At 72.3% G+C, this 22,991-nt stretch carries 1 protein-coding gene; it reads right to left on the bottom strand.

Features of this window, described 5'->3' with window-relative positions:
• Window positions 1–2 precede the first annotated feature (2 nt).
• Window positions 3–22,964, bottom strand: coding sequence for a type I polyketide synthase (locus tag B7R87_RS00490; protein WP_233168727.1), 22,962 nt, complete (start codon window positions 22,962–22,964; stop codon window positions 3–5).
• Window positions 22,965–22,991 lie beyond the last annotated feature (27 nt).

Consider the following 22,991-nt stretch of genomic DNA (forward strand, 5'->3'; position numbering starts at 1 on the left):
GGTCAGTCGAAGTCGGGATCGTCGAGTTCGTCCTCCAGAAGGGCGAACAGCTCGTCCGCGGTGGCCTCCTCAAGTGCGCGCTGCTGCTCGGCTTCGTTCACTGCGGCTCCCGCGGGGCCCCGGTCGGACCTCAGGGCGCGGAATCGCTGGGTCAGGGCTTCCAGACGGGCGACGATCTCGGTGCGGGCCGTCTCGTCCGGCGGGGTGAGCCCGGCCGCCAGGCGTTCGAACTCGTCCAGCACGGCGGTGTGGCCCACCGGTTCGTGCTCGTACAGTTCGCTGAGGATCTCCTCGGCCAGGGCGGTGGGGTTGGGGTGGTCGAAGACGACCGTGGACGGCAGCCGTACCCCGGTGGCGGCGTTGAGCCGGTTGCGCAGCTCGACCGCGGTCAGCGAGTCGAAGCCGACGTCGCGGAAGGCGCGGGTCGCGTCGATCTCGTCGGCCGAGTCGTGGCCCAGGACGGCCGTGGCGTGGGAGCGGACCAGTTCGATGACGGTACGGCGCCGCTCGCTCTCCGACATGGCGGCGAGGAGGGTCGCGTACGCACCGCGGCCGGCTGCTTCCGCGTCGGCAGGGTGGGCGGGTTCGGTGTCTTCCCGGGCTTCGGGGATGGTGTCCAGCAGGGGACGCGGGCGGGCCATCCGGAAGACCGGGGCGAACTTCTCCCACTCCACGTCCGCGATGGCGACGAACGTCTCGTCCTCGGTGAGGATCTCCCCCAGCGCGGTCAGGGCCCGGTCGGTGTCGAGGAAATTCATGCCCTGGCGGCGCAGACGGCTGGGGGTGACGGCTCCGGCGCCCTGTTCCATGACGGCGTCGACCGCGTCCCAGTCCCGCGTGTCCCACACACCCCAGGCAATGGAGGTGGCCGGGAGGCCGCGGGAGCGGCGGGCTTCGGCGAATCCGTCGAGGAAGGAGTTTCCTGCGGCGTAGGCGCCGTGGTCGTTGCTGCCCCAGGTCGCGGAGATCGACGAGAAGAGGACGAACTCGTCGATGTCGAGACCGGTGGTGGCCTGGTCGAGGTGGACGGCACCAGCCGCCTTCGCGCCCAGCGCGGCCGCCAGGCCTTCACGTTCGGTGTCCTCGACCCAGGCGAGGTAGGGCAGGTTGGCGGTGTGCAGGACGGTGGAGAGGCCGGGGCCGGTCTCCTGTATCCAGCCGACCATGCCGTTGACCTGCTCCGGTGTACCGAGGTCGCAACCGAGTACGTCGACATCGGCGCCGCCGTTGGCGACGGATGCGGCCAGCGCGGGCAGGCCGGGAGCCAGGGGGCCGGAGCGGGAGGTCAGGACGACGCGCTGGGCGTTCTGCTCCGCGAGCCAGACACCCACGGTGACGCCGATCGAACCGGTGCCACCGGTCAGCAGGACCGTCCCGCGCGGAGTCCACTTCCCCGTCTCGGCGCGGCGCGGCTCTGCATGGACGAGGCGGCGCAGGAGGATGCCGTCGGGCCGCAGAGCGACCTGGTCCTCGGTGCCGTTGGTGAGGACGGTGGCGAGGTGGGTGCCTGCTTCGGCGGTGAAGTCGGCCGGGAGGTCGACGAGTCCGCCCCACAGTTCGGGGCGTTCCAGGCCGACGGCTCGGCACAGGCCCCAGACCGCGGTCTGGGCCGGGCTGGTGGTGGCCTCGCCCGGGCCGGTCTGGACGGCGCCGCGGGTCAGGACCCATACGGGAACGGCGGCTCCGGCGCGGTGGACGGCCTGGATGAGTTCGACCGTCGCGGCCGTGCCGGAGGGCACCCAGGGGAACTCCGCATCCGGGGTCTCGTCGAGGGCGAGGAGCGACACGATGCCGGTGACTTCCGCGACCGTGCCCGGGTCGAGGTCCCCGGCGCTTGTGGCGGTGAGGACGTCGGCGCCGTGGCGGGTCAGCGCTTCAGCAATCGCGGGCGCGTCCGGGTCGTCCCCGACGAGCAGCCAGATGCCGGAGAGCGCAGGCCCGGTGGTGCCGGGGTGGGTGTCGGAGAGCTGCCAGGTGATGCGGTAGCGCCAGTCGTCGGCCGGCCGGCCGGAGCGCTTGACCTCGGGGGTCTCGGGCCAGAACCGGCGCCGCTGGAAGGCGTACGTCGGCAGGTCCACCGTGGCGCCACGGCCGAGCACCGCGGACCACTCCACGGGAATGCCCCGCACATGGGCTTCAGCGAGGGAGGTGAGCAGCCTTTCGGCGCCGCCGTCCTCGCGCCGCAGGGTTCCGACGGTGACCGGGTCGCTCTCTTCGAGGGTGGAGGCGATGGCCTGGATGACGACCGGGTGCGGGGAGGCTTCGACGAACACGCCGTGACCCGCCTCGCCCAGGACGCGGATGGCGCGGTCGAACTCCACCGGCTCACGCAGCGATGCGTACCAGTAGGAGGGGTCCATTTCGGGGCCGGTGAGCCACTGCCCGCTCATCGCGGACACCATCGGGATGGTCGCCGGCTGGGGGGTGATGCCGGTGAGGGCGGTGAGGATGTCCTCGCGCAGGGCATCGACCTGCGGACCGTGCGAGGCGTAGTCCACCGGGATCATCCGGGTCCGTACCGCTTCACCACAGGCGTCCTGCAGCTCCCGCAGGGCGTCGGGCTCACCGGAGACGACGGTCGCGGAGGGGCCGTTGACCGCGGCAACCGACAACCGGTGACCGAAGGAAGCGATCCGGGCCCGGACGGTGTCGGCCGGTTCGGCTATGGAGAGCATGCCGCCGCGGCCTGCGAGGGCGGACAGGGTACGGCTCCGCAAAGCGACGACCTTCGCCGCATCGTCCAGGGACAGGATCCCGGCGACGGCGGCGGCGGCTATCTCACCCTGGGAGTGACCCACGACCGCGTCCGGCTGGACACCGGCGGCCTGCCACACGGCGGCCAGGGACACCATCACCGCCCAGAGCGCGGGCTGCACCACACCGGCAGCCTCGAAGCCGTGGTGTCCGGCGAGGACGTCGTCCAGCTCCCACTCCACGTACGGGGCGAGGGCGGCCGCACACTCGGCCAGCCTGGCGGCGAACACCGGGGATGCCTCGGCCAGTTCGCGGCCCATGCCGACCCACTGACTGCCCTGGCCCGGGAAGACGAACACCGTGCGGCCGATACCGCCGGGGGCGACCTTGCCCGTCACCACACCGGGCACAGCCTGGCCTGTGGCGGCCGATACCAGGCCGGTGAGGAGTTCCTCGCGGCCCGCGCCGAGGACGACGGCGCGGTGCTCGAACACCGACCGGCTCGTGGCCAGCGACCACGCCACATCACCCACCGGCAGTGAGGGGCGGGCCACGAGGTGCTCGCGCAGACGGCCCGCCTGACCGGCCAGCGCGGCCGGGCTGTGGCCGGAGACCAGCCACGCCGGAAGACGCGAGGCAAGGACGGGCAGCCCCGGCCGGTCCCCGGGATCGGGCGCGGACTCCGGGGCCTCAGCAGCCGCCGGGGTCTCTTCGAGGATGACGTGCACGTTCGTGCCGCTCACGCCGAACGCGGACACTCCTGCCCGGCGCGGCCGGTCACCGGCGGGCCAGTCGCGGGCCTCCTGGAGCAGGCGTACGTTCCCCGCCGACCAGTCCACATGGGTGGAAGGGATGTCGGCGTGCAGCGTGCGGGGCAGCTGCCCGTGCTGCAGGGACAGGACCATCTTGATGACACCGGCGACACCGGCCGCGGTCTGGAGATGCCCGATGTTCGACTTCACCGACCCGAGCCACAGCGGCCGGTCCCCCGCCGGACGCTCCTGGCCGTAGGTGGCCAGCAGGGCCTGGGCCTCGATGGGGTCGCCCAGCGAGGTGCCGGTGCCGTGGGCTTCGACGACGTCGACATCGGCCGCGGTGACCTGGGCGTTGGCCAGCGCGGCGCGGATCACGCGCTGCTGGGAGGGTCCGTTCGGGGCGGACAGGCCGTTGGAGGCACCGTCCTGGTTGACCGCGCTGCCGCGGATCACAGCCAGGACCTGGTGCCCGTTGCGGCGGGCGTCGGACAGACGCTCCAGCAGGACCACACCGGCGCCCTCGCCCCAGCCGATACCGTCGGCGTCGTCGGAGAACGCCTTGGAGCGGCCGCTGGACGCCATGCCGCCCTGCTCGGAGAACTCCAAGAACGCACCCGGCGACGTCATGATCGTGACACCGCCGGCCAGGGCCATCGTGCACTCGCCGCCGCGCAGCGCGGTCACCGCCTGGTGGAGGGCGACCAGCGAGGAGGAGCAGGCGGTGTCCACCGTGACCGCGGGACCGGTCAGGCCCAGGACGTAGGAGATACGGCCGGAAACGACTGCGGAGACGCTACCGGTGAGGCGGTAGCCGTCCAGGCTCTGGTCGTCGGGGGGCAGGGTGCTCTCGTAGCCGGAGCTGCTGGCGCCGATGAACACGCCGGTGGCCGAGCCGTGGAGGGAGGAGGGGGCGAGGCCGGCGCGTTCGATGGCCTCCCAGGAGGTTTCCAGCAGCAGGCGCTGCTGCGGGTCCATGGCGAGGGCTTCACGCGGGTTGATGCCGAAGAAGCCGGGGTCGAAGTCGGCCACGTCGTAGACGAAGCCGCCCTCCCGGACGTAGGAACGGCGGGACCGGGCCTTCTTGCCGTCGACCTCTGCTTCGAAGGCTTCCCAGCCGCGGTCGGTGGGGAAGCCGGAGATGGCGTCCGTGCCGTTGGTCAGCAGCTCCCAGAACTGCTCGGGCCCGCGGACGTCGCCCGGGTAGCGGCAGCCCATGCCGACGATCGCGATCGGCTCACCACCGGCCGCCGCCACCACCCGTACCGTGCTGTCGGCTTCGGCCGAGCCGAGGAGTTCACCGCGGATGAAGTCCGCCAGGGCAGCGGAGTTGGGGTAGTCGAAGACCAGGGTCGAGGGCAGGCGGACCCCGGCGGCGGCAGAGAGGCGGTTGCGCAGTTCGACCGCGCCGACCGAGTCGAAGCCCAGGTCCTTGAACGCCCGCTGCGGCAGAACGGCCTCGGCCGACTCGTGCCCCAGGACCGCGGCCGCGTGCGCCCGGACCATGTCCGTGAGCTGCCGGCGCTGGTCGCCGGGCGACATGCCCTGGAGGCGGACCGCCAGTTCGGATGCGCTGGGACCGGCTTCGGTGCCGCTGCCCGCTCCGGCTTCGGCGGCGAGGACGGCGCGGACTTCGGGCAGGGCGGACAGGAAGGGGCTGGGGCGGCGGAGGGTGTAGGTGGGAACGAACTGGGGCCAGTCGAATCCGGCGACGGCGAGTACGCCCTCGTCGGCGTCGAGGACCTGACCCAGGGCACGCATGCCCCGCTCCGGGTCGATGCCCTCCATACCGAAGTCCAGCAGCCGGTCGCCGTCGTTTCCGGCAGCCATGCCGACCCCGGCCCACAGACCCCAGGCAATCGAGCTCGCCGGGAGACCGCGGGAACGGCGCTGGTCGCACAGGGCGTCCAGGTAGGCGTTGGCCGCCCCGTAGGCACTCAGCCGGCCACTCCCCCAGGTGCCCGCGCCGGAAGAGAAGAGAACGAAGGCGTCGAGTGGGCGGTCTGCGGTCAGCTCGTCCAGGAGCATCGCGCCGCCGGCCTTCGCCGACAGAAGGTACGACAGATCCTCCGCGCCGACTTCCTCAACCGGGATCCGGCCACCGACACCGGCCGCGTGGAACACCGACGACAGCACCGGCCCACTGGCATCAATCCAGTCCAGGAGGGTGCTTGTTGCGGTGCGGGCGGCGATATCGGCGGCGATGACGTCGACGGCCGTTCCGGCCGTGGCAATCGACGCCGCGAGAGCCGCGACGTTCTCGGCCCGGGGGCCCGAACGGCTCGTCAGCACCACCCGCTCAGCATCGCGTTCGGCCACCCAGCGGGCGGTGATCGCACCGACCCCGCTGGTGCCACCCGTGACGAGCACCGCGCCGGAGGGGCTCCAGTCCCGGCCCGCAGTCGGGCGGGGGGCATGCTCCAGACGACGGCCGAGGATCCCGCGGGCGCGCAAGGCAACCTGATCCTCAGCACCATCGGCCAGAACCGACACCAGGCGGGCGCCAGTCCGTGCGTCCCAGACGGCGGGGAGGTCGATCAGACCACCCCAGCGCCCCGCCAGCTCAAGACCGGCGACGACACCCAGGCCCCAGACCTGCGCCTGCACCGCACTGGTAACCGGCTCAGCCGTACTGGTACCCACGGCGCCCCGGGTGACGACCCACAGCGGAGCCGTCACCCCGGCATCGCCCAGAGCCCGTACCAGCTCCACCGTCGCCATCAGGCCGGCGGGGACGACGGGGTGCTCGGGGTGGGTTCCCCCGGACAGGGCCAGGGTCGAGACGACACCGGCCACCTCGGTGACATCGGTGACCTCGGTGGAGGCGAGCTGGTCCGGGGCGGTGACGGTCACCGTACGGGCGCCGCGTCCGGCCAGTGCTCCCGCGACGACTTCGGCATCCGTACCGCCACCGACGACCAGCCACGTCCCCGACAGGGAGGTGTCGGAATCGGGAATGGCCGTCCATGCGATGCGGTAGCGCCAGTCGGTGAGTGTCGCGTCGGCCTGGGTGCGCCGCCGGTAGTCGGCCAGCGCGGGCAGCATCTCCCCCAGCGCACCGCCGTCGACCTTCAGCGCAGCGGCGAGCTCGTCCAGATCACCACCCTCAACAGCGGCCCAGAACTCTGCATCACTTTCGGTGACGTCCCGCGCCTCGGAAGGCTGTGCATCGGGCCAGTAGTGCCGGTGCTGGAACGCGTACGTCGGCAGATCGACGGTGTTCCCGTTGCCCAGGACGGTGGTCCAGTCGACGGCCACACCCCGCACGTGGGCTTCAGCGAGGGACGTGAGCAGCCTTTCGGCACCGCCGTCCTCCCGGCGCAGGGTGCCTACGGTGACCGGGTCGCTCTCGTCGAGGGTGTCGGCAATCGCGTGGATGACGACCGGGTGCGGGGAGGCTTCGACGAACACACCATGGCCCGCCTCGCCCAGGACGCGGATGGCGCGGTCGAACTCGACCGGCTCACGGAGGGATGCGTACCAGTAGGAGGGGTCCATTTCGGGGCCGGTGAGCCACTGCCCGCTCATCGCGGACACCATCGGGATGGTCGCCTCGTGCGGGGTGATGCCGGTGAGAGTGGTGAGGATGTCCTCGCGCAGGGCATCGACCTGCGGACCGTGCGAGGCGTAATCCACCGGGATCATCCGGGTCCGCACCGCTTCACCGCAGGCGTCCTGCAGCTCCCGCAGGGCATCCGGTTCGCCGGAGACCACCGTCGCGGAGGGGCCGTTGACCGCGGCAACCGACAGCCTGTCACCGAAGCCCGCAATCCTGCGCCGTACCGCATCGGCAGGCTCGGCTATCGACAGCATCCCGCCACGCCCGGCGAGGGCGGACAGAGTACGGCTCCGCAAAGCGACGACCTTCGCCGCATCGTCCAGGGAGAGGATCCCGGCGACGGCGGCGGCGGCTATCTCGCCCTGGGAATGGCCGACGACCGCGTCGGGGGTGACTCCGGCGGCCTGCCAGACGGCGGCCAGGGACACCATGACCGCCCACAGGGCGGGCTGGACCACGTCGGCGGCTTCGAAGCCGTGGTGTCCGGCGAGGACGTCGTCCAGCTCCCAGTCGACATACGGGGCGAGAGCCGCCGCGCACTCGGCCAGCCTGGCAGCGAACACCGGCGACTGGGAGGCCAGTTCGCGGCCCATGCCGACCCACTGGCTGCCCTGGCCCGGGAAGACGAACACGGTCCGGCCGGTGCCGCCGGGGTCGACCTCGCCGGTCACCGCACCCGCAGACGCCTGCCCGGTGGCGACCGACACCAGGCCCGTAAGCAGTTCCTCGCGGCCGGTGCCGAGGACGACGGCGCGGTGCTCGAACACCGACCGGCTCGTGGCCAGCGACCACGCCACATCATCCACCAGCAGGCCGGGGTGGGCCAGGAGGTGTTCCCGCAGGCGGCCGGCCTGGCCCGCCAGCGCAGCGGTGCTCCGGCCCGATACCAGCCAGGCCGGGAGGCCGGATGCCGGGGCGAGGACGGGCAGCGCCGGGGAGGCGTCGGTCTCGGGACCGGTTTCGGGCTCGGGCTGCTCGGTGTCGGCAGGGGTCTCTTCCAGGATGACGTGCGCGTTGGTGCCGCTGATCCCGAACGCCGACACACCCGCCCGGCGGGGCTGGTCGCCCGCAGGCCAGTCGCGGGCCTCGTCCAGCAGGCGTACGTTCCCCGCCGACCAGTCCACATGCGACGACGGCGTCTGCGCATACAGGGTCTGCGGCAACTGCCCGTGCTGCAGGGCCATCACCATCTTGATGACACCGGCGACACCGGCCGCCTGCTGGGCGTGCCCGATGTTGGACTTCACCGACCCGAGCCACAGCGGCCGGTCCCCGGCGGGACGCTCCTGGCCGTAGGTGGCCAGCAGCGCCTGCGCTTCGATGGGGTCGCCGAGTTCGGTGCCGGTGCCGTGGGCCTCGACGACGTCGACGTCGGCGGCTGACACCTGGGCGTTGGCCAGCGCGGCGCGGATGACGCGGCGCTGGGAGGGTCCGTTGGGGGCGGACAGGCCGTTGGAGGCGCCGTCCTGGTTGACCGCGCTGCCGCGGATGACGGCGAGGACGCGGTGGCCGTTGCGGCGGGCGTCGGAGAGGCGTTCCAGCAAGATCATGCCGGCGCCTTCGGCCATGCCCATACCGTCGGCGCCGTCTCCGAAGGCCTTGCAGCGGCCGTCCGAAGACAGGGCTCTCATCCGGGAGAAGCCGACGAACTCGCTGGGGTCGGCCATGACCATCACGCCGCCGGCCAGGGCCATGGTGCATTCGCCGGAGCGCAGGGCCTGAACGGCCTGGTGCAGTGCGACCAGCGACGACGAACAGGCGGTGTCGACGGAGACCGCGGGGCCGACCAGGCCGAGGGTGTAGGAGATGCGGCCCGACAGGACGCTCAGGGCGTTGCCGGTGATCAGATGGGCTTCGGAACCGGCGGTGTCCATGGTCGCACCGAGGTAGCCGGAGGTGGTTGCTCCGACGAAGACGCCGGTGCCGGTGCCGTGCAGTGAGGCCGGGGTGATGCCGGCGCGTTCGATGGCTTCCCAGGAGGTCTCCAGGAGCAGGCGCTGCTGGGGGTCCATGGCGAAGGCTTCGCGGGGGCTGATGCCGAAGAAGTCGGCGTCGAAGTTCCCGGCGGCGGTGATGAAGCCGCCCTCGGTGACGTAGGTGGAGCCTTCGGCGTCGGGGTCGGGGTTGAACAGGGCTTCGGCGTCCCAGCCGCGGTCGGCGGGGAATCCGGAGATCGCGTCGCCGCCGGTGGCCAGGAGGTCCCACAGTTCTTCGGGGCTGCGGACCCCGCCGGGATAGCGGCAGCCCATGCCGACGATCGCGATCGGCTCGGACGGCGCTGCGGCGGCCACCATCACGACCGGGGCCGTGCCTGCTGTGTCCGTGCCGAAGAGTTCACCGAGGATCTCCTCGGCCAGGGCGGTGGGGTTGGGGTGGTCGAAGACGACCGTGGACGGCAGCCGTGTCCCGGTGACGGCGTTGAGCTGGTTGCGCAGCTCGACCGCGGTCAGCGAGTCGAAGCCGACGTCGCGGAAGGCCCGGGTGGCGTCGATCTCGGCGGCCGAGTCCCGGCCGAGTACGGCGGTGGCGTGGGAGCGGACCAGTTCGATGACGGTACGGCGCCGTTCGCTCTCCGGCATGGCGGCGAGCTGGGTCGCGTACTCACTGCGGTCTGCTGTCCGGGCACCGGTCGATGGGGTGGCCGGGAGTTCTTCCTGGGCTTCGGGGATGGTGTCGAGGAGGGGGCGGGGGCGGGAGGCGCGGAAGACGGGGGCGAACTTTTCCCATTCCACGTCGGCTACGGCGATGAATGTCTCGTCGTGGGTGAGGATTTCGCCCAGGGCGGTGAGTGCGCGTTCGGTGTTGAGGGCGTTCATGCCCTGGCGGCGCAGGCGGCTGGGGGTGACGGCTCCGGCGCCCTGTTCCATGACGGCGTCGACCGCGTCCCAGTCCCGGTTGTCCCATACGCCCCAGGCGATGGAGGTGGCGGGCAGGCCGCGGGAGCGGCGGGTCTCGGCGAATCCGTCGAGGAAGGAGTTTCCTGCGGCGTAGGCGCCGTGGTCGTTGCTGCCCCAGGTCGCGGAGATCGACGAGAAGAGGACGAACTCGTCGATGTCGAGGCCGGTGGTGGCCTGGTCGAGGTGGACGGCGCCGGTTGCTTTCGCGCCCAGTGCGGCGGCCAGGCCTTCGCGTTCGGTGTTCTCCACCCAGGCGAGGTAGGGGAGGTTGGCGGTGTGGAGGATGGTGGAGAGGCCGGGGCCGGTCTCCTGGATCCAGCCGATCATGCCGTTGACCTGCTCGGGTGCGCCGAGGTCGCAGCCGAGTACGTCGACGTGGGCGCCGGAGTTGGCGACGGATGCGGCCAGCGCGGGGAGGTCTGGGGCGGAGGGGCCGGAGCGGGAGGTCAGGACGATGCGTTGGGCGTTCTGCTCGGCGAGCCAGACGCCGACGCTGACGCCGATGGCCCCGGTGCCGCCGGTCAGCAGGACCGTACCGCGGGGGGTCCACTTCTTCGCCTCGGCGCGGCGCGGCTCTGCGTGGACGAGGCGGCGCAGGAGGATGCCGTCGGGCCGGAGAGCGACCTGGTCTTCGGTGCCGTTGGTGAGGACGGTGGCGAGGTGGGTGCCGGTTTCGGCGGTGAAGTCGGCCGGGAGGTCGACGAGTCCGCCCCACAGTTCGGGGCGTTCCAGGCCGACGGCTCGGCCGAGGCCCCAGACGGCGGTCTGGGCCGGGCTGGTGGTGGTGTCGGCTGCACCGGTCTGGACGGCGCCGCGGGTCAGGACCCATACGGGGACGGCGGCTCCGGCGCGGTGGACGGCCTGGATGAGTTCGACCGTCGTGGCGGTGCCGGAGGGCACCCAGGGGAACTCCGTATCCGGGGTTTCGTCGAGGGCGAGGAGCGACACGATGCCGGTGGCGTTCGCCAGCGCGGAGGGGTCGAGGTCTCCGGCGCTTGTGGCGGTGAGGACGTCGGCGCCGTGGCGGGTCAGCGCTTCGGCCATCGCGGGCGCGTCCGGGTCGTCTCCGACGAGCAGCCAGGTCCCGGAGAGCGCCGGAGCGGTGTGCTGGGGGTCGGACGGCTGCCAGGTGATGTGGTAGCGCCAGTCGTCGACGGACCAGGCGGGTCGCTTGGCTTCCGGGGTTTCGGGCCAGAAGCGGCGCCGCTGGAAGGCGTAGGTCGGGAGCTCCACTGTCGTGCCGGTGCCCAGGACGGTGGTCCAGTCGAGGGCCACCCCTCGCACGTGGGCTTCAGCGAGGGACGTCAGCAGCCTTTCGGCGCCGCCGTCCTCCCGGCGCAGGGTGCCTACGGTGACCGGGTCGCTCTCGTCGAGGGTGTCGGTGATCGCGTGGATGACGACCGGGTGCGGGGAGGCTTCGACGAACACACCGTGACCCGCCTCGCCCAGGACGCGGATGGCGCGGTCGAACTCGACCGGCTCGCGCAGGGACGCGTACCAGTAGGAGGGGTCCATTTCGGGGCCGGTGAGCCACTGCCCGCTCATCGCGGACACCATCGGAATGGTCGCCGGCTGGGGGGTGATGCCGGTGAGGGCGGTCAGGATGTCCTCGCGCAGGGCATCGACCTGCGGACCGTGAGAGGCATAGTCCACCGGGATCATCCGGGTCCGTACCGCTTCACCGCAGGCGTCCTGCAGTTCGCGCAGGGCGTCGGGTTCGCCGGAGACCACCGTTGCGGAGGGGCCGTTGACCGCGGCGACCGACAGCCGGTCGCCGTAGCTGGCGATCCTGCGCCGTACCGCATCGGCAGGTTCGGCTATGGAGAGCATGCCGCCGCGGCCGGCGAGGGCGGCCAGCGTACGGCTGCGCAGCGCGACGACCTTCGCCGCATCCTCCAGCGACAGGATCCCGGCGACGGCTGCGGCGGCGATCTCACCCTGGGAATGGCCCACGACCGCGTCGGGGATGACACCGGCGGCCTGCCAGACCGCGGCCAGCGACACCATGACCGCCCACAGGGCGGGCTGCACCACACCAGCAGCCTCGAAGCCGTGATGTCCGGCGAGGACATCGTCCAGCTCCCACTCCACATACGGAGCGAGAGCCGCCGCACACTCCGCCAGCCTGGCGGCAAACACCGGCGATGCCTCGGCCAGTTCGCGGCCCATGCCGACCCACTGACTGCCCTGGCCCGGGAACACGAACACCGTCCGGCCGATACCGCCGGGAGCGACCTTGCCCGTCACCACACCGGGCACAGCCTGGCCTGTGGCGACCGATACCAGTCCGGTGAGGAGTTCCTCGCGGCCGGTGCCCAGGACGACGGCGCGGTGCTCGAACACCGACCGGCCCGTGGCCAGCGACCACGCCACATCACCCACCGGCAACTCGGGCCGGGCCACGAGGTGCTCGCGCAGACGGCCCGCCTGGCCTGCCAGCGCGGCCGGGCTGTGGCCGGAGACCAGCCACGCCGGAAGACGCGAGGCAAGGACGGGCAGCGCCGGGGATGTGTCGGCCTCGGGGGCGGGTTCGGGCTGTTCGGCGTCGGCCGGGGTCTCTTCCAGGATCACGTGGACGTTCGTGCCGCTGATCCCGAACGCGGACACACCCGCACGGCGCGGCCGGTCACCGGCAGGCCAGTCACGGGCCTCGTCCAGCAGCCGTACGTTGCCTGCCGACCAGTCCACATGGGTGGAGGGGGTCTCGGCGTGCAGGGTGCGGGGCAGGACGCCGTGCCGCATGGCCAGGACCATCTTGATGACACCGGCGACTCCGGCCGCCTGCTGCGTGTGTCCGATGTTGGTCTTGACCGAGCCGAGCCACAGCGGCCGGTCCCCCGCCGGACGTTCCTGGCCGTAGGTGGCCAGCAGGGCCTGGGCCTCGATGGGGTCGCCCAGGGACGTACCCGTGCCGTGGGCTTCGACGACGTCGACGTCGGCGGCCGACACCTGGGCGTTGGCCAGGGCCGCGCGGATCACGCGGCGCTGGGAGGGGCCGTTGGGGGCGGACAGGCCGTTGGAGGCGCCGTCCTGGTTGACCGCGCTGCCGCGGATCACAGCCAGGACCTGGTGGCCGTTGCGGCGGGCGTCGGACAGGCGCTCCAGCAGGACCACACCGGCGCCTTCGCCCCAGACGATGCCGTCGGCGTCGTCGGAGAAGGCCTTGCAGCGTGCGCTGGAGGCCATGCCGCCCTGCTTGGAGAACTCCATGAAGGCGCCCGGTGAGGTCATGACCGCGACGCCGCCGGCGAGGGCCATGGTGCATTCGCCGCCGCGCAGTGCGGTGACGGCCTGGTGGAGGGCGACCAGGGAGGAGGAGCAGGCGGTGTCGACGGTCAGGGCGGGGCCGGTGAGGCCGAGGACGTAGGAGATGCGTCCGGAGGCGACGGAGGAGACCGTACCGGTGAGGCGGTAGCCGTCCAGGCTCTGGTCGTCGATGGGGAGGGTGTTCTCGTAGCCGGAGCCGCTGGCGCCGATGAACACGCCGGTGGCCGAGCCGTGGAGGGCGGAGGGGGCGATACCGGCGCGTTCGATGGCTTCCCAGGAGGTTTCCAGGAGCAGGCGCTGCTGGGGGTCCATGGCGAGGGCTTCGCGGGGGCTGATGCCGAAGAAGTCGGCGTCGAACCGGGGTGCGTCGTAGACGAAGCCGCCTTCGCGTGCGTAGGTGCGGCCGGACTGGGCTGCTTTGCCTCCGAATTCTGCTTCGAAGGCTTCCCAGCCGCGGTCGGTGGGGAAGGGCGAGATGGCGTCGGTGCCGCCGGTGAGCAGTTCCCAGAGCTGTTCGGGTCCGCGGACGTCGCCGGGGTAGCGGCAGCCCATGCCGACGATGGCGATGGGTTCGCCGCCGGCGGCGGCCACGACCTGCACGGTGGGGTCGGTGTCGGGTGTGCCGACGAGTTCGGCGCGGATGTGGTCGGCGAGGGCGGCGGCGTTGGGGTAGTCGAAGACGAGGGTCGAGGGGAGGCGGATTCCGGCGGCGGTGGAGAGGCGGTTGCGGAGCTCGACCGCGCCGACGGAGTCGAAGCCCAGGTCCTTGAACGCCCGCTGGGGCGGGACGTCTTCGGCTGATTCGTGTCCGAGTACGGCGGCTGCGTGGCCGCGGACCAGGTGGGTCAGGGTCTGCCGCTGTTCGCCTTCCGGCATGCCCCGCAGGCGGGCCGCGAGTTCGGAGTCGTGGGCTTCGGCTCCGGTTTCCGCCCGGGCTTCGGCGGCGAGGACGGCGCGGACTTCGGGCAGGGCGGACAGGAAGGGGCTGGGGCGGTAGAGGGTGTAGGTGGGGACGAACTTCTCCCAGTCGAAGCCGGCGATCGCCAGTGAGCTTTCGTCGGCGTCGAGTGCCTGGCCGAGGATGCGCATGCCGCGTTCGGCGTCGATGCCTTCCATGCCGTAGGCCAGGAGTCGTTCGCCGCCTTCGCTGGCGGCCATGCCGACGCCGGCCCATACGCCCCAGGCGATGGAGGTGGCGGCAAGGCCGCGGGAGCGGCGCTGGTCGCACAGGGCGTCCAGGTAGGCGTTGGCTGCCGCGTAGGCGCTCAGGCCGCCGCTGCCCCAGGCGGCTGCGCCGGAGGAGAAGAAGACGAAGGCGTCGAGTTCGCGGTCGGCGGTCGCCTCGTCGAGGAGGGCTGCGCCGCCGGCCTTCGCCGACAGCATGCGGGCCAGGACCTCTGCCTGGATGTCCTCGACCGGGCCTCCGTCGCCGAGTCCGGCGGCGTGGAAGACCGAGGAGAGGGGGGTGCCGGTGGTGTCGGTCCACTCCAGCAGGCCGGTGACGGCGTCGCGGTCGGCGACGTCGCATGCGATGACCTCGACCAGGGCGCCGGAGCGGGCCATGGCGGCGGCGAGCTCGGGCACCCCGGCGGCGGACGGGCCCGACCTGCTGGTCAGTACGGTGCGGGTGGCGCCGCGGTCGACCGTCCAGTGGGCGGTGATCGCGCCGACGCCGCTGGTGCCGCCGGTCACCAGGACGGTGCCGGACGGGGTCCAGGCCTGGCCGGTGGCGGGGCGGCCGGCGCGTTCGAGGCGGCGGCCGAGGATGCCGCGGGCACGCAGGGCGACCTGGTCCTCGCCGCCGTCGGCGAGGACGGACACGAGGCGGGCGGCGGTACGGGGGTCCCAGTCGGCGGGGAGGTCGATCAGGCCGCCCCAGCGTCCGGCGAGTTCGAGTCCGGCGGTCACGCCCAGGCCCCAGACTTCGGCCTGGGTCGGGTTGACGGCCGGTTCGCCCGCGCCGGTGCCCATCGCGCCCCGGGTGATGACCCACAGCGGAGCCGTTGCCCCGTTGTCGCGCAGGGCGCGGATCAGGTCGACCGTGGCCATCAGGCCGGCGGGGACGACGGGGTGTTCGGGGTGGGGTTCCTCGTTCAGGGCCAGGGTCGAGACGACACCGGCCACCTCGGTGATGTCGGTGGAGGTGAGCTGGTCCGGGGTGGTGACGGTGACGGTGCGGGCGCCGCGTGCGGCGAGCGCTGCGGTGACGGTGTCCGTGTCGGGTCCGTCGCCGACGATCAGCCACGTGCCGGACAGGGGGGTGTCGGAGTCGGGGACGGCCGTCCATGTGACGCGGTAGCGCCAGTCGGCGACCGTTGCGTCGGCGCGTTCCCGCAGGCGCCAGTCGGTCAGCGCACCGAGGGTGGACTCGGCTGCGTCGACACCCAGAAGCCGGGCCAGGGTGTCCGCGTCGCCCTGCTCGACGGCCGCCCAGAAACCGGCCTCCGCGGGCGTGCTTCCCGCCTGCGGAAGGGCGGGCGGTTCCACCGGCTGCGGCCAGTAGTGCCGGTGCTGGAAGGCGTAGGTCGGCAGGTCGACGGTGTTCCCGCCGCCCAGGACCGCCGTCCAGTCGACGGGGACGCCGCGGACATGGGCTTCGGCGAGGGAGGTGAGGAGTTTCTCGGCGCCGCCGTTGTCGCGGCGCAGGGTTGCGACGGTGACCGGGTCGCGGTCTTCGAGGGTGGAGGCGATGGCCTGGATCAGGGCGGGGTGGGCGGAGGATTCCACGAAGACGCCGTGGCCCGCGTCGCCCAGGACGCGGATCGCGCGGTCGAACTCGACCGGCTCGCGCAGGGACGCGTACCAGTAGGAGGCGTCCATCTCGGGGCCGGTGAGCCACTGCCCGCTCATCGCGGACACCATCGGAACGGCCGCCGGCCGGGGGGTGATGCCGGTGAGGGCGGTGAGGATCTCCTCGCGCAGTTCCTCCACCTGGGCGCTGTGGGAGGCGTAGTCGATGGGGATCCGTGAGGTGCGGACGTTCTTCGGGCAGGCGGCGGCGTACTCGTCCAGTGCGTCGGTGTCACCGGAGAGGACGGTCGACGAGGGGCCGTTGACCGCGGCGACCGAGAGCCGGTCACCGAAGCCGGCGATCCGTTCCCGTACCGTGTCGGCGGGTTCGGCGACGGACAGCATGCCGCCGCGGCCGTCCAGGGTCCGCAGTGCTCTGGCCCGCAGGCCGGCGACCTTGGCGCCGTCCGCGAGGGACAGTGCTCCGGCGACGGTCGCTGCGGCGATCTCTCCGAGGGAGTGGCCGACGACCGCGTCGGGCTGCACGCCTGCGGCCTGCCAGACGGCGGCCAGGGACACGGTCACGGCCCATACGGCGGGCTGCAGTACGTCGGCGGCAGCGAAGTCGTGGCGTCCGGCGAGGACGTCGTCCAGTTCCCAGTCCACGTACGGGGCGAGGGCTGCCGCGCACTCGGCCAGGCGGGCGGCGAACACCGGCGACTGGGAGGCGAGTTCGCGGCCCATGCCGACCCACTGGCTGCCGTGCCCGGGGAACACGAACACGGTCCGGCCGGTCCCGGCGGGGGCGACTTCGCCGGTCACGACACCGGTGGCGGGTTCTCCGGTGGTAAGGGCGGCCAGGGCGGCCAGCAGTTTCGCGCCCCCGCCATCAGTGGTCTCGCCGCCGGCGCCGTCCCGGCCGGTGGTCTCGCCGCCGGCACTGTCGGGGCCGGTGGTCTTGTGGCCGGTGCCGATGACGACGGCGCGGTGGTCGAAGACCGACCGGCCGGTCGCCAGCGACCACGCCACATCACCCACCGGAAGCGAGGGGCGGGCCACCATGTGCTCGCGCAGACGGCCCGCCTGCCCGGCCAGCGCGGCCGCGGTCCGGCCGGACACCAGCCACGCCGGAACGGCGGGCGCGAGGACCGGCAGGGCTGCCGGCTGCCCGTCAGGCGTGCCGGCGGGGGCGGGCTCGGGGATCTCGGTGTCGGCCGGGGCCTCTTCGAGGATGACGTGCGCGTTGGTGCCGCTGATGCCGAACGCGGACACACCGGCACGCCGGGGCTGGTCACCGGCGGACCACTGGCGGGGCTCCTGGAGCAGTCGTACGTTCCCGGTCGACCAGTCCACGTGCGGCGACGGCGTCTGCGCATACAGGGTCTGCGGCAGCTGCCCGTGCTGCAGGGCCATCACCATCTTGATGACACCGGCGACACCGGCCGCCTGCTGCGCGTGCCCGATGTTCGATTTGACGGAGCCGATCCACAGGGGCCGGTCCTGGGCGGGGCGTTCCTCGCCGTAGGTGGCGAGCAGGGCTCCGGCTTCGATGGGGTCGCCGAGTTCGGTGCCGGTGCCGTGGGCTTCGACGACGTCGACGTCGGCCGCGGAGAGCCGGGCGTTGGCCAGCGCGGCGCGGATGACGCGCTGCTGGGAGGGTCCGTTCGGGGCGGACAGGCCGTTGGAGGCACCGTCCTGGTTGACCGCGCTGCCCCGGATGACGCCCAGGACGCGGTGGCCGTTGCGGCGGGCGTCGGAGAGGCGTTCCAGCATCAGCATGCCGGCGCCTTCGGCGATGCCCATACCGTCGGCGCCGTCGGCGAAGGCCTTGCACCGGCCGTCCGAGGCCAGCACCCGCATCCGGGAGAAGCCGACGAACTCCATGGGGTCGGCCATCACCATCACACCGCCGGCCAGCGCCATCGTGCACTCGCCGCCGCGCAGCGCGGTGACCGCCTGGTGGAGGGCGACCAGCGACGACGAGCAGGCGGTGTCGACGGAGACGGCGGGGCCGACCAGGCCGAGGGTGTAGGAGATGCGGCCCGACAGGACGCTCAGGGCGTTGCCGGTGATCAGGTGTGCTTCGGCCTCCGGGTCGGTGGCGGCGACCGCGATGTAGCCGGATGCCGCCGCGCCGATGAAGACGCCGGTGCCGGAGCCCTTCAGCGAGGCCGGGTCGATTCCGGCGCGTTCGATGGCTTCCCAGGAGGTTTCCAGCAGCAGGCGCTGCTGGGGGTCCATGGCGAGGGCTTCGCGGGGGCTGATGCCGAAGAAGTCGGCGTCGAAGTCGGCCGCGCCGGTGACGAACCCGCCTTCGGTGACGTAGGTGGAGCCTTCGGCGTCGGGGTCGGGGTTGAACAGGGCTTCGGCGTCCCAGCCGCGGTCGGCGGGGAATCCGGAGATCGCGTCGCCGCCGGTGGCCAGGAGGTCCCAGAGTTCCTCGGGGCTGCGGACGCCGCCGGGGTAGCGGCAGCCCATGCCGACGATCGCGATCGGCTCGGTCGGAGCCTGGACGACGACGGAGGTGACCTGCTGGGAGGCGGTGCCCAGGAGCCGGGTGAGGATTTCCTCGGCCAGGGCGGTGGGGTTGGGGTGGTCGAAGACGACGGTGGACGGCAGCCGTACTCCGGCGGCGGTGTTGAGCCGGTTGCGGAGTTCGACCGCGGTCAGGGAGTCGTATCCGACGTCGCGGAACGCGCGCTCGGCGGGAATCTCGTCCGTCGAGTCGTGACCCAGGACGGCGGTGGCGTGGGAGCGGACCAGGTCGATGACGGTACGGCGGCGTTCGGCCACGGACATGGCGGCGAGGAAGGATGCGTACTCGCCGCGGCCGGCTGCTTCGGCGTCGGCGGGGCGGGTGGGTTCGGTGTCTTCCCGGGCTTCGGGAATGGTGTCCAGCAGGGGGCGGGGGCGGGCGACCCGGAAGACGGGTGCGAACCGGTCCCACTCCACGTCCGCGACGGCGACGAACGTCTCGTCCTGGGTGAGGATTTCGCCCAGCGCGGTCAGGGCCCGGTCGGTGTCGAGGAAGTTCATGCCCTGGCGGCGCAGGCGGCTGGGGGTGACGGCTCCGGCGCCCTGTTCCATCGCGGCGTCGACCGCGTCCCAGTCCCGGGTGTCCCATACGCCCCAGGCAATGGAGGTGGCGGGCAGGCCGCGGGCGCGGCGGGTCTCGGCGAATCCGTCGAGGAAGGAGTTTCCTGCGGCGTAGGCGCCGTGGTCGTTGCTGCCCCAGGTCGCGGAGATCGACGAGAAGAGGACGAACTCGTCGATGTCGAGACCGGTGGTGGCTTCGTCGAGGTGGACGGCGCCGGCCGCCTTCGCGCCCAGCGCGGCCGCCAGGCCTTCGCGTTCGGTGTCCTCGACCCGGGCCAGGTAGGGCAGGTTCGCGGAGTGCAGCACCGTCGACAGACCCGGCCCGGACCCCTCGATCCAGCCGACCATGCCGTTGACCTGCTCCGGCACACCCAGATCACAGCTCACGACCTCAACAGCCGTACCGCCCCCGGCCACCGACGCAGCCAGGCCCGCCACACCCGGCGCAGACGGGCCCGAACGCGACGTCAGCACCACACGCCGTGTCCCGCGCTCAGCCAGCCAGTCACCGATACACACACCGATCGAACCGGTACCACCCGTCAGCAGGACCGTCCCGCGCGGAGTCCACTTCTTCACCTCGGCGCGGCGTGCCTCCGCGCGCACCAGGCGGCGCAGGAGGATGCCGTCAGGCCGCAGAGCGACCTGGTCCTCACTGCCCTGAGTCAGAACGGTAGCGAGGTGAGTGCCGGAATCGGCCGTGAACTCGGCCGGGAGATCGACCAGTCCGCCCCACAGCTCCGGACGCTCCAGGCCAACAGCACGTCCCAGGCCCCAGACCGCCGTCTGGGCCGGGCTGGTGGTGACCTCACCCGGACCGGTCTGCACCGCACCACGGGTCAGCACCCATACGGGGACGGCGGCTCCGGCGCGGTGGACGGCCTGCACCAGCTCGACCGTCGCGGCCGTACCGGACGGCACCCAGGGGAACTCCGCATCCGGGGTCTCGTCGAGGGCAAGCAGTGACACGATGCCGGTCGCTTCCGCGAGCGCGGCAGGGTCGAGGTCCCCCACACCCGGAACCCTGACGATCTCGGCGCCGTGGCGGGCCAGCGCCTCGGCCACCGCAGGCGCATCCCGGTCGTCCCCGACCAGCAGCCAGGTCCCGGACAGCACGGGCCCGGTGGTGCCGGGGTGGGTGTCGGAGAGCTGCCAGGTGATGCGGTAACGCCAGTCGTCCACCGACCAGGCGGACCGTTTGAAGGCGGGTGCCTCGGGCCAGAACCGGCGCCGCTGGAAGGCGTACGTCGGCAGGTCAACGGTGGTGCCGCTGCCGAGGATGGTGGTCCAGTCGACGGGGACGCCGCGGACATGGGCTTCGGCCAGGGAGGTCAGCAGCCGCTCGGGGCCGCCGTCCTCCCGGCGCAGCGTGCCCACGGTGACCGGGTCGCGGTCCTCCAGGGTGTCGGCAATGGCCTGGATGACGACGGGGTGGGGGGAGGCTTCGACGAACACGCCGTGACCCGCGTCGCCCAGGACGCGGATGGCGCGGTCGAACTCGACCGGCTCGCGGAGGGACGCGTACCAGTAGGCGGCATCCATTTCGGGGCCGGTGAGCCACTGCCCGCTCATCGCGGACACCATCGGGATCCGGGCCTCGCCCGGGGTGATGCCGGTGAGGGCGGTGAGGATGTCTTCGCGCAGGGCATCGACCTGCGGACCGTGCGAGGCATAGTCCACCGGGATCATCCGGGTCCGCACCGCTTCACCGCAGGCGTCCTGCAGTTCCCGCAGGGCATCGGGTTCGCCGGAGACGACCGTTGCGGAGGGGCCGTTGACCGCGGCGACCGACAGCCGGTCACCGAAGGAAGCGATCCGTTCCCGGACGGTGTCGGCCGGTTCGGCAAGGGAGAGCATGCCGCCACGCCCGGCGAGGGCAGCGAGGGTACGGCTCCGCAGCGCCACCACCTTCGCCGCATCCTCCAGGGACAGGATCCCGGCCACGGCCGCGGCAGCGATCTCACCCTGGGAATGACCCACGACCGCGTCCGGCTGGACACCGGCGGCCTGCCACACGGCGGCCAGGGAGACCATGACGGCCCACAGCGCGGGCTGCACCACACCGGCGGCCTCGAAACCGTGATGTCCGGCGAGGACGTCGTCCAGCTCCCACTCCACATACGGCGCGAGAGCCGCCGCGCACTCGGCCAGCCTGGCGGCGAACACCGGTGACTGGGAGGCGAGTTCGCGGCCCATACCGACCCACTGACTGCCCTGACCGGGGAACACGAACACCGTCCGCCCGATACCGCCGGGAGCGACCTCACCGGTCACCACACCAGGCGCTGCCTGACCCGTAGCGGCCGACACCAGGCCCGCGAGCAGCTCCTCACGTCCCGTACCCAGGACCACGGCGCGGTGCTCGAACACCGACCGGCCCGTGGCCAGCGACCACGCCACATCACCCACCGCCAGCCCGGGCCGGGCCACCAGATGATCACGCAGACGACCCGCCTGACCGGCCAGCGCGGCCGGGCTGTGGCCGGAGACCAGCCACGCCGGGAGACCGGACGCCGGTGCCAGGACCGGCAGCGCCGGGGATCCGTCGGTCTCGGGCGCGGACTCCGGTCCCTCAGCGGGCGCCGGGGTCTCCTCCACGATCACGTGCACGTTCGTGCCGCTCACACCGAACGCGGACACACCTGCCCGCCGCGGCCGGTCCCCCGCGGGCCAGTCGCGGGCCTCCTGCAGCAGGCGTACGTTGCCTGCCGTCCAGTCGATGTGGGTGGAGGGGGTCTCGGCGTGGAGGGTGCGGGGCAGGACGCCGTGCTGGAGCGCCATCACCATCTTGATGACACCGGCCACACCGGCAGCGCACTGGAGATGCCCGATGTTGGACTTCACCGACCCGAGCCACAGCGGCCGGTCCCCGGGCCGTTCCCGGCCGTAGGTGGCGAGCAGGGCTCCGGCTTCGATGGGGTCGCCCAGGGACGTACCCGTGCCGTGGGCCTCGACGGCGTCCACGTCGTCGGCGGACAGCTGGGCGTTGGCCAGCGCGGCGCGGATGACGCGGCGCTGGGAGGGGCCGTTGGGGGCGGACAGGCCGTTGGAGGCGCCGTCCTGGTTGACCGCGGTTCCCCGGATGACGGCGAGGACCTGGTGTCCGTTGCGGCGGGCGTCGGAGAGGCGTTCGAGGAGCAGGACGCCTGCGCCTTCGCCCCAGCCGATGCCGTCGGCGTCGTCGGCGAAGGCCTTGGAGCGGCCGCTGGAGGCCATGCCGCCCTGCTCGGAGAACTCCATGAAGGCGCCCGGTGAGATCATCACCGCCACACCGCCGGCCAGGGCCATGGTGCACTCGCCGCCGCGCAGCGCGGTCACCGCCTGGTGGAGGGCGACCAGCGAGGAGGAGCAGGCGGTATCGACGGTGACGGCGGGCCCGGTCAGACCCATCACGTACGAGATCCGGCCGGAGATCACCGAGGAGACCGTACCGGTGAGCCGGTAGCCGTCCAGGCTGTGATCGTCTGGGGGCAGGGTGTTCTCGTAGCCGGAGCCGCTGGCGCCGATGAACACGCCGGTGGCCGAGCCGTGGAGCGATGACGGGGCGATACCGGCGCGTTCGACGGCCTCCCAGGCAGTTTCCAGCAGCAGCCGCTGCTGCGGGTCCATGGCGAGGGCTTCACGCGGGTTGATGCCGAAAAAACCTGCGTCGAAGTCCGTGGCGTCGTAGACGAAGCCGCCTTCGCGCACATAGGAACGGCCGGACCTGGCCGCCTCTCCGCCGAATTCCTCTTCGAATTCCTCCCAGCCGCGGTCGGTCGGGAACCCGGAAATCGCGTCCGTGCCTTCGGTGAGCAGATTCCAGAACTGCTCGGGCCCTCGGATATCACCCGGATAGCGGCAGCCCATACCCACGATCGCGATCGGCTCGCGAGCACCGGATTCGAGTTGCCTGACCCGTTCACGGGCCTCGTAATGATCGGCCGCCAGCTTCTTCAGAGTTTCGAGCAACTTCTTGCTGTCAGCCACGAAAACTCCTCCTTGACGGTGCGCCTG

The sequence above is a fragment of the Streptomyces tsukubensis genome, from assembly GCF_003932715.1.
Classification (GTDB): domain Bacteria; phylum Actinomycetota; class Actinomycetes; order Streptomycetales; family Streptomycetaceae; genus Streptomyces; species Streptomyces tsukubensis.